This is a genomic window from Streptococcus sp. E17BB, from assembly GCF_041807725.1.
Lineage (GTDB): Bacteria > Bacillota > Bacilli > Lactobacillales > Streptococcaceae > Streptococcus > Streptococcus entericus.
Genome location: NZ_JBGTZC010000008.1, coordinates 15,339 through 28,147 on the forward strand (window position 1 = coordinate 15,339; position 12,809 = coordinate 28,147).

Consider the following 12,809-nt stretch of genomic DNA (forward strand, 5'->3'; position numbering starts at 1 on the left):
TTCTTTTAAATAGCACCTTAGAGCATCAGATAACAAATCTAAGCTCTAGGGTGTTTTTAATGACATGAGGTTAAGCGGTGAACGAGAATTGGAATAGATTGCGTCAATAGAACATTCTAAAATAGAAAAATACTGCAGGATTTTTCTATTTTAGAATGTTTGCAAGGTTAAATATATAACGAATAGTGAACCATTAGAAGATCTCTTATATTTAGTTCTAGTAGCAAATGTGGTGACAACACTCTTATACGTTTATCTGAGGGGATATGGTTTTTATTTACTAGTATCAGATAGGTGTTGAAAACATTTTCAAAAAATGTTATAATTACTTTCTGGGATGAAAGTAGGTGATAACGATAACACAGATGTATTATGCGGAAAATCCAGATGCTGCTCATGACATTCATGATTTAAGCGTGACCTTGCTAGGTGAAACGTTTCAATTTTATACTGATGCAGGGGTTTTCTCGAAAAAAATGATTGACTACGGTAGTCAGGTATTGCTGAGTTGCTTAGATGATGTGACTTCAGGTCAGACCTTGCTTGATGTTGGCTGTGGCTATGGACCTCTTGGCATTGCTCTGGCAAAAACACAAGGTGTGGTGCCTACTATGATTGATGTCAATAGCAGAGCGATTGGGCTTGCCCAGAAAAATGCTGAGAGAAACGGTGTGATTGCGACGATTTACCAGTCAGATCTCTACGCTCAGGTGGAGGGACAGTTTGATGCCATTATCAGCAACCCACCCATTCGAGCAGGAAAACAGGTTGTTCATGCCATTATCGAGCAGGCGCCAACTTATCTGAAAACAGGTGGGCATTTGACTATTGTGATTCAAAAGAAACAAGGCGCACCGAGTGCCAAAACGAAGATGGCAGAGGTTTTTGAGAATTGTGAGATTTTGAAAAAGGATAAGGGCTACTATATTCTAAGGAGTTACTATGAGAACAGTTGACTTAATCCAGAAAAAACGAGACGGCAAGGAGCTGTCAACAGAAGAAATTTATTGGTTAATTGATGGCTATGCCAAAGGTGATGTGCCAGATTATCAGATGTCAGCTTTGGCTATGGCAATCTATTTTAGAGGCATGACCACGAGGGAAACCAGTGACTTGACCATGGCCATGGTAGGCACTGGTCAGCAGATTGACCTCTCAGCCATCCCAGGGATAAAGACTGATAAGCACTCAACAGGTGGTGTCGGAGATAAGGTGACCTTGATCCTAGCTCCCCTCGTTGCTAGTTTTGAAGTACCTGTGGCAAAAATGAGCGGTCGAGGTCTAGGGCATACAGGTGGTACTCTGGACAAGCTGGAATCTATCAAAGGATTTCAGATTGAGCGTAGCGAGGAAGAATTTATCAAGCAGGTTCAGGACATCAATATCGCAGTCATCGGTCAATCTGATCAGTTGGTGCGAGCAGACAAGCTCCTCTATGCCCTGCGCGATGTGACAGCGACTGTGGATATTATTCCTTTAATCGCAAGCTCGGTCATGAGTAAAAAAATTGCTGCGGGCTCAGATGCTATTCTGCTTGATGTGACTGTTGGAGACGGGGCTTTCATGAAGACCATTGAGGATGCCAAACAGCTCTCTCGTACCATGGTTGACCTCGGAAAAGCTGTTAACCGCCAGACGATTGCGGTCATCACAGACATGAGTCAGCCACTTGGACGCGCTATTGGCAACCGCTTAGAGGTATTGGAAGCTCTTGACATCATGCAGGGACAGGGGCGCGAGGACATCACACATTTTATCTGCGAACTGGCTCAGCTCATGCTTGATTTAGCAGGCGTTACCAAGTCTCTTGATGAGATTAGAGAGCATTTGGTCAATGGCAGAGCTTTGGACAAATTCAAGCAGATGGTTCTTGCTCAAGGCGGAGACCTTGATGACCTGTTCCGTCCGAGCACAGCAGCCTATGTTACAGAGGTTTATGCTGAAAAAACAGGTTACATTACTGCTCTTCCAGCTTTAGAATTTGGCCTATATGCTATGCGGCTAGGTGCAGGACGCGCTGTAAAAACCGATTCATTGGACTTTGAAACAGGCATAGTGTTCGATAAAAAGGTGGGTGACTCGGTTAAAGAAGGGGAAGTTATCGCCAAAATCTATTCCAATGAAAAAATTGATTCAAAAGGGCTTACAAATTTCCAAAAAAATGTTACAATAGGTGAAGAGAAAATTGTCCCTAAAGAAATCATCACCATTATCAGATAAAGGAGGAGATTAAATGACAATCAATACTTACATCGACCATACCCTGCTTAAAGCAGACAGTCGCAAAGACCAAATCGACCAACTGATTGCAGAGGCTATTCAACATCAGTTTGCTAGCGTCTGTGTCAATCCGACTTGGGTGAGTTATTGTTCGGAAAAGCTGAATGAAACAACTGTAAAAGTGTGTACCGTTGTCGGATTTCCTCTGGGAGCGACAACCAGTGCTGTCAAAGCATTTGAAACAACGAACGCTATCGAGAATGGCGCAGACGAGATTGACATGGTTATCAATATCGGTTCTGCCAAAGACGGCAACTGGCAGTTAGTTGAAGACGATATTCGAGCTGTTGTTGAGGCGAGTGGTGACAAAATCGTTAAAGTCATCATCGAAGCCTGCCTGCTGACAGACGAAGAAAAAGTCGCCGCTTGTGAGGCGAGTGTTCGTGCTGGGGCGGATTTCGTTAAGACGTCAACCGGTTTTTCAACTGGCGGTGCGACCTTGGAAGATGTCGCTTTGATGCGTCAGACTGTTGGTCCAGATGTAGGAGTTAAGGCAGCGGGCGGTGCTCGTAGTTTAGCAGATGCCGAAGCCTTTATCAAAGCTGGGGCAACCCGTATTGGAACGTCGTCTGGCGTAGCCATTGTCCAAGGACAGGAGGTCAATGGTGGCTACTAATCTGATTGAATTAGCCATTGAAGCCAGCCAAAACGCCTACGTTCCTTATTCACATTTTCCCATTGGTGCAGCCGTGAAAACCGCAGATGGACAGGTTTACACAGGGTGCAATATTGAAAATGCCAGTTTTGGTCTGACTAATTGTGGTGAGAGAACAGCTATTTTCAAAGCCGTTTCCGATGGGCATCGCGGCCTGATTGAACTAGCCGTTTATGGTCAGACAGATCAACCTGTATCGCCTTGTGGCGCTTGTCGCCAAGTCATGGCAGAATTTTTTCCACAGGATGCAAAAATTACATTGATCGCTAAAGACGGTCAGACGGTCGAGATGACGGTCAGGGAATTACTTCCATACTCTTTCACAGACTTGACCTAGTTTGTGAAAACCGCCTCTTTGAGGCAAAGCCATTTAACTTGCAACATTTTGTTGCCAAAAAAATTAGGAGGGTTCATTCAAATGAACAAGAAATATATCGGTGTTGGTTTGACAGCAGTTGCTGTTCTTGGTTTGGCTGCTTGTGGCAACCGTGGTGCTTCTAAAGAAGCTGCATCAGGTACTGAAGCTAAGACTGATTTGAAGGTTGCTATCGTTACAGATACTGGTGGTATAGATGATAAATCATTTAACCAATCAGCTTGGGAAGGTTTGCAAGCTTGGGGTGCTGAAAATGGTTTGTCTAAAGGAAATGGTTACCACTATTTCAGCTCTAACAATGAATCAGAATATGTGACTAACTTTGATACAGCGGTATCAAACGGCTACAATCTTGTTGCAGGTATCGGCTTCCTATTGACAGAAGCTGTTGAAACAACAGCTAAAAACAATACCGACACAAACTTTATCATTGTTGATAATGTTATTGAAGGTTTGGATAACGTTGCTAGCGTAACCTTTGCTGACCACGAAGCTTCTTATTTAGCAGGTGTTGCTGCTGCAAAAGCAACTAAAACTAAGAAAATCGGTTTTGTCGGTGGTATGGAAGGTGTCGTTATCACTCGCTTTGAAAAAGGTTTCTTAGCAGGTGTTGCCTCAGTTGACCCATCAATCAAAGTTGACGTTCAATATGCTGGTTCATTTAGCGATTCAGCTAAAGGTAAAACCATCGCTGCAGCTCAATACGCTGCAGGTGCTGATGTGATTTTCCAAGCTGCTGGTGGTACTGGTGCAGGTGTCTTCTCTGAAGCGAAAGCAATCAACGAAACAAAAAATGAAGCTGAAAAAGTTTGGGTTATCGGTGTTGACCGTGACCAAGCAGAGGAAGGTAAATACACATCTAAAGATGGTAAAGAATCTAACTTTGTTTTAGCATCAACCATCAAAGAAGTTGGTAAAGCTGTTCAATTGATTGCAACTCAAACACAAGACGGTAAATTCCCAGGTGGTGTTGTTACTGTTTACGGTTTGAAAGATGCTGGTGTAGAATTGGCAACAACTAGCCTAGATGATGACGCGAAAAAAGCTGTAGAAGAAGCAAAAGAAGCGATTATCTCAGGTAAAGTTACTGTTCCTGAAAAATAATATAAGAGAAAGGCGACCTGACTAGAGTCGGTCGCTTTTTCCAAAACTGAAGCCTTATGCTTCAGCAAAACCTATCATCGTTTTGATAGGTTTTACTGAATTATAATGTTTGGATGAAAGGAAAACGATATGGCACAACCTGTCATTGATATGCGTGAAATTACCAAGAAATTTGGTGATTTTGTTGCAAACGATCGCATCAATCTTCAAGTCAAAAAAGGCGAAATTCATGCCTTATTAGGTGAGAACGGTGCTGGTAAGTCAACGCTCATGAACATGCTAGCTGGTCTCTTACAACCGACTAGTGGTGAGATTGTGATTAACGGCCAGCCTGTTGTCATCGATTCACCTTCTAAATCAGCTCACCTAGGTATCGGGATGGTTCACCAGCACTTTATGCTTATTGAAGCTTTTACGGTTGCTGAAAATATTATCTTAGGCAATGAAGTTGTTAAAAACGGTGTGCTTGATTTGAAACAAGCTCATAAGGAAATTAAAGCTTTGTCAGAAAAGTATGGCTTGGCTGTTGATCCAGAAGCCAAAGTTGCAGATATTTCTGTTGGAGCACAACAACGTGTAGAGATTTTGAAAACCCTCTATCGTGGTGCTGACATGCTCATTTTTGATGAGCCAACAGCAGTTCTGACTCCCGCTGAGATTCAAGAATTGATGGTTATCATGAAAAATCTGGTCAAGGAAGGCAAGTCGATCATTTTGATTACCCATAAGCTTGATGAGATCCGCGCGGTTGCAGACTGCGTGACGGTTATTCGTCGTGGTAAATCCATTCAAACAGTTGATGTGGCCGGGGCTTCTGCACAAGATTTAGCTGAAATGATGGTCGGACGCTCAGTTTCATTTAAAACTGAAAAACAAGCAGCACAGCCTAAGGACGTTGTCTTGTCTATCAAGGATTTAGTTGTCAATGAAAATCGTGGTGTCCCTGCTGTAAAGAACTTGTCTCTGGATGTACGAGCTGGAGAGATTGTTGGTATTGCAGGGATTGATGGTAATGGACAGAGTGAGTTGATCCAAGCTATCACAGGTCTTCGTAAGATTAAATCAGGTAGTATTACGATAAAAGGGCAAGAAGTCTCAAAAATGACGACCCGCCAAATCACAGAGCTCAGTGTTGGTCATGTTCCTGAGGACCGTCATCGTGACGGATTGATTCTTCAAATGACATTAGCTGAAAACACCGCTTTGCAAACTTACTACAAAGAACCGCTTAGCAAAAATGGTGTCCTTAACTACAATAAAATGAATGAGTACGCTAGAAAGCTAATGGCTGAGTTCGATGTCCGTGGAGCAAATGAATTGGTGCCTGCTAAAGGTTTTTCAGGTGGTAACCAGCAAAAAGCCATTATCGCTCGTGAAGTGGATAGAAACCCTGATTTGCTGATTGTTAGCCAACCCACTCGTGGACTTGATGTTGGTGCGATTGAGTATATTCACCGTCGTCTCATTGAAGAACGTGACAAAGGCAAGGCTGTTTTGGTGGTGAGTTTTGAACTGGATGAAATCCTTAACCTATCTGACAGAATTGCAGTTATCCATGATGGTCAGATTCAAGGTATTGTCTTGCCAGAAGACACCAACAAGCAAGAATTGGGTATTTTGATGGCAGGTGGTCGTATTGAAAAGGAGGCAAACAATGTCTAAAAAAACGCAACAGATTGCTGTACCTCTGATTTCGGTACTGATGGGTCTGATTTTAGGGGCTCTGATTATGCTGCTCTTTGGCTATGATCCTATCTGGGGTTATGAAGGGCTGTTCCAGACAGCATTTGGTAGCTTGAAGAATATCGGTGAAATTGTTCGTGCGATGGCGCCTCTGATTTTAGTGGCACTTGGCTTTACAGTAGCTAGCCGAGCAGGCTTCTTTAATATCGGTCTGTCTGGTCAAGCCTTTGCGGGCTGGTTGGCGGCAGGCTGGTTTGCTTTAGCTTTCCCAGACCTGCCACGACCGCTGATGATTTTCTTAACCGTTGTGATTGGTATGATAGCTGGGGGCATTGCAGGGGCTATCCCTGGTATCTTGCGGGCATTTCTCGGCACAAGTGAAGTTATCGTTACCATCATGATGAACTACATTATCCTTTATTTTGGGAACTATGCTATTCAACAATTGATGGCAGAGCCGCTTAAAAAATCCATTGATTCAACCGTTGCTGTTTCTGCTAATGCGACTTACCGCTTAGAGTGGCTGTCAAGTTTCACCAATAATTCTCGTGCTAACTTAGGCATTTTCCTTGCCTTGATTGCGGTGGCGATTATTTGGTATTTGCTCAACAAGACAACCGTTGGTTTTGAGATTCGCTCAGTGGGACTTAACCCCTATGCCAGTGAGTATGCAGGTATTTCCTCCAAACGAACCATCATTCTCTCAATGATTATCTCAGGTGCTTTGGCGGGATTAGCTGGTGTTGTTGAAGGTCTAGGCACTTTTGAAAACGTCTTTGTTCAATCAAGTTCATTGGCCATCGGATTTGATGGTATGGCTGTCAGTCTTCTGGCAGGTAACAACCCAATCGGCAGTATTTTTGCAGCTTTCTTGTTCGGTACTTTGAGTGTCGGCTCTCCTGGTATGAATATTGCAGGCATTCCACCGGAAGTAGTTAAAATTGTGACAGCTTCTATCATTTTCTTTGTCGGAGCTCACTATGTGATTGAGCGTTACATCAAGCCTAAAAAAGCAGTAAAAGGAGGGAAATAAGATGAATATGTTTGCAATTTTAGTTCCGTCAATGCTGGTTTATGCGGCGCCTCTCATTTTAACGTCCATTGGTGGCGTCTTCTCCGAGCGCTCAGGCGTTGTCAATGTTGGTCTTGAAGGAATCATGGTTATCGGTGCCTTTACAGGTATTGTCTTTAATCTTGAAATGGCGGAGAATTTGGGGAAAGCGACCCCTTGGATTGCCCTCTTAATGGCAGGAATTGCAGGACTAGCATTCTCACTAATCCACGCGGTTGCTACGGTTAATTTCCGTGCTGACCATGTGGTTTCAGGGACTGTCTTAAATCTAATGGCACCAGCCTTAGCCGTTTTCTTGACTAAAGTTTTCTATGGCAAAGGTCAGACAGATAACATTAGACATGCTTTTGGTAAATTTAATTTTCCAGTACTAGCAGATTTGCCAGTGATTGGAGATATTTTCTTCAAAAACACTAGCCTTGCAGGCTATCTAACGGTTGCTTTTGCTTTCGTGGCTTGGTATATCCTTTATAAGACGCGATTTGGATTGAGATTACGTTCAGTAGGGGAACACCCACAAGCAGCAGATACCTTAGGGATTAACGTTTATTTGATGAAGTATCTAGGCATCATGATTTCAGGCTTCCTTGGTGGTATGGGCGGTGCCTTGTATGCACAATCTGTCTCTGTTAACTTTGCCGTAACAACCATACTGGGTCCTGGGTTCATTGCGCTAGCAGCCATGATCTTTGGTCGTTGGAATCCAATTGGGGCGATGCTCTCTAGTTTGTTCTTTGGTTTATCACAAAGTTTAGCAGTTATTGGCGGGCAAATATCATTCTTGTCAAAAGTTCCGACGGTCTATTTGCAGATGGCTCCGTATCTCTTGACAATTATCGTTCTTGCTGCTTTCTTTGGTAAAGCCGTTGGACCAAAAGCAGGCGGTGTCAATTATATCAAATCAAAATGATAATAGTCATCATAAGACCAGTGAGACACGCCGGTCTTATGATGCTATTTTTTCTTATTACTGTTAGGTCATTCCAGATAAATCCAACAAGAAAACAATATGAGCTAAAACCTTCTTTAGTAGTATTTGATTGATTTATGATTCCGGAAAGTTACAAATTTCACAAAAACTTGGATAAAAATCTTGATTTTTGTTAATTTAAGGGCTTTCAGAGAAAAAACTTGAAACTCTTTGTGAAGTATGCTATAATAGTTATTGTAAATGATTACATAAAATGAGAAAGAGGAATTTACACATGGCTAAAATCGTTGTTGTCGGTGCTAACCACGCCGGTACATCAGCTATTAACACTATCTTGAACAACTATGGCGATCAAAACGAAGTAGTTGTTTTCGACCAAAACAACAACATCTCATTCTTGGGATGTGGTATGGCGCTTTGGATTGGTAAACAAATCTCAGGTCCAGAAGGTTTGTTCTACTCAGATAAAGAAACGCTTGAATCAAAAGGCGCTAAAGTTTACATGGAGTCACCTGTTGAGTTCATCGACTACGATAAAAAAGAAGTGCATGCTATTGTCAACGGTGAAAAACATGTTGAGAGCTATAACAAGTTGATCCTTGCGACAGGTTCACAACCAATCTTGCCTCCAATCAAAGGTGCTGAAATCCAAGAAGGTTCACGTGAGTTCAAAGCAACTTTGGAAAACTTGCAATTCGTAAAACTTTACCAAAACTCTGCTGAGGTTATCGAAAAACTCAACAACCCAGACATCAAACGTGTAGCTGTTGTTGGTGCAGGTTACATCGGTGTTGAGTTGGCTGAAGCCTTCAAACGCCTTGATAAAGAAGTTATCTTGGTTGATATTGCTGAAACATCACTCGGTGGTTACTACGATTCAGAATTCACTGATTTGATGAACAAAAACCTTGAAGAAAATGGTATCAAGTTGGCATTTGGTCAAACTGTACAAGCCGTGGAAGGCGATGGCAAAGTTGAGCGTTTGGTGACTGACAAAGAAACTTTCGATGTTGATATGGTTATCTTGGCTGTTGGTTTCCGTCCAAACACTGCCCTTGGAGATGGTAAGATTGAACTCTTCCGTAACGGTGCCTTTGTGGTTAACAAAAAAGGTGAAACCAACATCCCTGATGTTTATGCCATTGGTGACTGTGCAACTGTTTATGACAACTCATTGCAAGATACAAACTATATTGCTTTGGCATCAAACGCAGTCCGTACAGCTATTGTTGCAGCACATAATGCTTGTGGTACTGAGCTTGAAACAGCTGGTGTTCAAGGATCTAACGGTATCTCTATCTTTGATCTCAAGATGGTATCAACTGGTTTGACACTTGAAAAAGCTAAACGCTTCGGATTCAATGCTGTTGCAACTGACTTTGAAGATTTGCAAAAACCAGAATTCATGGAACACGATAACCATGATGTGAAAATCCGTATCGTTTACGATGCTGATACTCGTGTTATCTTAGGTGCACAAATAGCTTCTAAAGAAGACATCTCTATGGGTATGCACATGTTCTCACTAGCTATCCAAGAGCAAGTAACCATCGACAAGTTGGCTCTTCTTGATATTCTCTTCTTGCCACATTTCAATAAGCCATACAACTACATCACCATGGCAGCTTTAAGTGCGAAATAAGATTTTAAATTATTATTGCCCTTAAATAAATTAGCGAAACGCTAAAATTTGGAGAGAACTAAATTAGTTCTCTCCTTTTTATTATTATTCACTAAGTAAGACATAGCTGAACGCTCCAAAGTGCCTGAGCCTTGACAGTTGTAAAACGTGAGTTGCAGATCATCTCTATTCCCTAATGAGTTGATGTCATCAGCTTTTATAGCTCTGACGATAACCCGATTAAGCCCCACTCTATATGATGTTAGACAAGGTATTTAGAGACATCTGTTATTAAGCACGAAACAGTCGAACTGACAGAACCGACTGTTAAACCGTGATAGATGACATTTTAAAATATTGCAAATTAGCAAGGTAAAAACTAAAGACGCTGCTTTAACAACGTCTTTAGCTATTCTAAAAAAATTTTAAGAACTTATTATGGAGCCGGTGGGAGTCGAACCCACGTCCAAACACCTGCTAACATATTCGTCTACAACCATAGGTGGTGTTTTGCTTTAACTAATCGCCGACACACCACTCAGGCCTGCGACTAGCGAGTTTCTAAATCTCGTTGACAAGCACGAAACCTCTCTTGTCAACCAGCTTACTAGATTAAGACCTCAGGTTGCCGTAAGCAAACAGCCGTCAGTCACGCTTGCAGGTTATTAAGCTGCGAGAGCGTAAGAAGTGTTATTTTTTGCAGTTATATTTAACTGAGCGTTAACGTCGCCACACGAGTTGCAGAACATGCCTCATAATGCCTGTCGAATCCGTAACGACCCCGAAAATTATGTTGCTTACAACATTGTAACATAAACAGTAAAAAATAGCAAAATAAAAAAGATTTTGGTATGATAGAATCCATGTATAAACGATTACAGCAATTTTTCCAGATTTTAGGTATTTTAGCTCTGGTAGGATCAGCAGTCATGGTTATCTGGCTCTTTAAGCAAGGGATCCTCAATGATAGCAATGCTTTCAAAGATTGGGTCTTACAGTACAAATTACTTGCTCCTGTTATTTTTATTCTCATTCAAATCGTTCAAATCGTTATTCCAATCATTCCAGGTGGGGTCACGACAGTAGCAGGTGCCTTGGTTTTTGGTCCAATATGGGGCTTTATTTACAACTATACAGGTATTGTCATCGGTAGCATTTTGCTATTTCTCTTGGTTAAGAAATATGGCAAAGCTTTCATTTTGTTATTTGTTAAAGAAAGTGAGTTCAACAAGTACGAGAAGAAGTTAGAGAGTAAAACGTATGAATGGTTCTTTATCTTCTGTATGGTCTCTCCTGTCTCACCAGCTGATATTATGGTGATGATAACAGGCTTGACTAAGATGAGCTTACGACGATTTACGACCATCATCCTTTTGACAAAACCCTTTTCTATTATCGGCTACTCTGTGCTGTGGGTGTATGGTGCAAAGTTACTACAGTATTTAATTCATCTATTCAAATAAAAGGAGCTAACAATGGGATTATTTTTAGGACTTTTAGGCAATGCGTCCCAACGTGACAACGATAAGGTCGAGCGCGACTTAGCAGACATTCTCATTCCAAACGAACAGGTACACCTGACTTTTAGCCTGATTCGAGACTTGATTGTGTTTACAGAGAAACGTTTAATTTTAGTGGATAAACAGGGAGTAACTGGGAAAAAGTCTCTTACAAGTCCATTCCGTATCGTTCCATTTCACGTTTTACTGTTGAAACCTCTGGTCATTTTGACCTTGACTCTGAGTTGAAAATTTGGATTTCCTCGGTAGCAGAACCGGCTGAAATTCTCCAATTCAAGAGCGATAACAGTGTCATCCAGATTCAACAAGCCGTGGCAGAAGCTGTTTTACGATGACGCTATATGAAATCCCTCGCTAAGGTTACTTAACGAGGGATTTGTGTTACCTGATGAAACATCAGTTGCCAGGTTTCATGCCGTCGCCAGAGGGAGCTGTGATGACAGCCGTCCAGCTCGTAGGTCAGGAGTTTGGTTTTCTGACTGATAGAGACTAGTTCAATAGCCGTCATGTCGTTGCCAATAGACGGTTTATCATGGTCAAAGTCTCTTGCTGAAAGGACTTGACCAGTATAATCAACATATCTAAATTCACTTGTCAACAAGTTCTCGTAATCTGGGATTTTAGAGAGGACAGTTTTTTCCAGTTTAATGAGCTTGTGGTAAACATTCTCGTAGACTTCGTCCTCAGGAACAGGAGAAGGCTCGACGTGAATGTCAATGTCGTAGACACCAAACTGGTCACGTAGGAGCTGCTCGACCTGTTCAGTTACCTCATGGCTCTCGTAAACCGATAGGTCGGGGTGCATTTCCAGCACAATATCCAGATACACATTCGAACCGTAGGTTCGACCCCTTTGGGATTTGACTGCCAAAACCTTAGGCAACTGGAGGATAGCCGTTTCGTACTGAGTCAGGTGCTGGTCGTCAAAGCCGTCCGACAAACTAAAGGTAGCGCGGCTGAAGATCTCATAGGCGGTTTTGAGGATAAAAAGCGTGATAACCAAGGCAACGAGTTTGTCGAATAGGGGAAACTTGAGGGTTGAGGCGACAATAGCTAAGCTGGTTCCAAGCGAAGTCACCGCATCTGAGAGGTTGTCCTTGGCAGCAGCTAGGAGTGAGCCCGACTTTAGGGATTGAGACAGGTGCTTGTTATAGCGGTAGAGGGCAAACATGACGCCAGCTGAGACCAAGCCGACCAGACTGCCTAGAGGGTCAGCTGTCACAGGGCTGTCAGCGACAATGTCTCTAGTTGTTTGAACCAGAACCTGAACCCCCACCACAAACATCAGAAAAGAAGTAACCAGACTGGCCAAATCTTCAATCTTCCAGTGCCCAAATTTATGGTCACCGTCGGCTGGTTTCTGTGCCATTTTTAGTCCGATGAGGATGGCCAAATTTCCCAGAATGTCTGAAAGGTTGTTAAAGCCATCGGCAATCAATGACGATGATGTTAACCAATACCCAGCGGTCAATTTGCTGATCGCTAAAATGAGATAGGTCACAATGCTAATCAGCGGTCCACGCTCCGCTAACTTGAGGTTCTTACTAGGATGTGTCATGAGACTATT

The 12,809-nt window shown here is 42.4% G+C and carries 11 protein-coding genes, 1 other RNA gene and 1 pseudogene; 11 read left to right on the top strand and 2 right to left on the bottom strand.

Annotation, left to right across the window (positions count from 1 at the left end; translation table 11 throughout):
- Positions 1 to 356: 356 nt before the first annotated feature.
- From ACERC7_RS02945 to nox, 9 genes are all read left to right on the top strand, one after another.
- The gene (locus ACERC7_RS02945; protein ID WP_373658478.1) at positions 357 to 956 is read left to right on the top strand and encodes a class I SAM-dependent methyltransferase; all 600 of its coding nucleotides are present in this window, start codon (positions 357 to 359) and stop codon (positions 954 to 956) included.
- Complete coding sequence (locus tag ACERC7_RS02950) at positions 943 to 2,220, top strand: pyrimidine-nucleoside phosphorylase (RefSeq protein WP_373666088.1); 1,278 nt, start codon at positions 943 to 945, stop codon at positions 2,218 to 2,220. Before ACERC7_RS02945 ends, ACERC7_RS02950 begins: the two co-directional genes overlap by 14 nt.
- 13 nt (positions 2,221 to 2,233) lie before the next feature.
- Positions 2,234 to 2,896: a deoxyribose-phosphate aldolase gene (deoC, locus tag ACERC7_RS02955; RefSeq protein ID WP_373666089.1), complete on the top strand. Its 663-nt coding sequence runs from the start codon at positions 2,234 to 2,236 to the stop codon at positions 2,894 to 2,896.
- A complete protein-coding gene (locus ACERC7_RS02960; protein ID WP_373666090.1) occupies positions 2,883 to 3,272 on the top strand; it encodes a cytidine deaminase in 390 nt (129 codons plus the stop codon). Before deoC ends, ACERC7_RS02960 begins: the two co-directional genes overlap by 14 nt.
- An 81-nt stretch (positions 3,273 to 3,353) precedes the next feature.
- The gene (locus ACERC7_RS02965; RefSeq protein WP_373658455.1) at positions 3,354 to 4,415 is read left to right on the top strand and encodes a BMP family protein; all 1,062 of its coding nucleotides are present in this window, start codon (positions 3,354 to 3,356) and stop codon (positions 4,413 to 4,415) included.
- Between the two features lie 129 nt (positions 4,416 to 4,544).
- Positions 4,545 to 6,077 carry an ABC transporter ATP-binding protein gene (locus ACERC7_RS02970; protein ID WP_373658454.1) on the top strand — a complete coding sequence of 511 codons (1,533 nt, stop codon included), beginning with the start codon at positions 4,545 to 4,547 and terminating at the stop codon, positions 6,075 to 6,077.
- Positions 6,070 to 7,131, top strand: coding sequence for an ABC transporter permease (locus ACERC7_RS02975; RefSeq protein WP_373658453.1), 1,062 nt, complete (start codon positions 6,070 to 6,072; stop codon positions 7,129 to 7,131). The genes ACERC7_RS02970 and ACERC7_RS02975 overlap by 8 nt, the downstream gene beginning before the upstream one ends.
- A gap of 1 nt (position 7,132) precedes the next feature.
- A complete protein-coding gene (locus tag ACERC7_RS02980) occupies positions 7,133 to 8,080 on the top strand; it encodes an ABC transporter permease (RefSeq protein ID WP_373666091.1) in 948 nt (315 codons plus the stop codon).
- A gap of 295 nt (positions 8,081 to 8,375) precedes the next feature.
- Positions 8,376 to 9,743: a H2O-forming NADH oxidase gene (gene nox, locus ACERC7_RS02985; protein WP_373658450.1), complete on the top strand. Its 1,368-nt coding sequence runs from the start codon at positions 8,376 to 8,378 to the stop codon at positions 9,741 to 9,743.
- A gap of 415 nt (positions 9,744 to 10,158) precedes the next feature.
- Here nox and ssrA read toward each other — a convergent pair.
- Positions 10,159 to 10,505, bottom strand: a transfer-messenger RNA (tmRNA) gene (gene ssrA / locus ACERC7_RS02990).
- 80 nt (positions 10,506 to 10,585) lie between these two features.
- On the opposite strand from ssrA, the gene ACERC7_RS02995 reads away from it, so the two are divergent.
- Complete coding sequence (locus ACERC7_RS02995) at positions 10,586 to 11,185, top strand: TVP38/TMEM64 family protein (protein WP_373658449.1); 600 nt, start codon at positions 10,586 to 10,588, stop codon at positions 11,183 to 11,185.
- A gap of 12 nt (positions 11,186 to 11,197) precedes the next feature.
- Positions 11,198 to 11,577: pseudogene (locus tag ACERC7_RS03000) on the top strand (PH domain-containing protein).
- A 29-nt stretch (positions 11,578 to 11,606) separates the two neighbouring features.
- On the opposite strand, the gene ACERC7_RS03005 reads toward ACERC7_RS03000, so the two are convergent.
- Positions 11,607 to 12,800, bottom strand: a complete 1,194-nt coding sequence (locus ACERC7_RS03005; RefSeq protein ID WP_373658448.1) for a cation diffusion facilitator family transporter — start codon at positions 12,798 to 12,800, stop codon at positions 11,607 to 11,609.
- Positions 12,801 to 12,809: the final 9 nt, after the last annotated feature.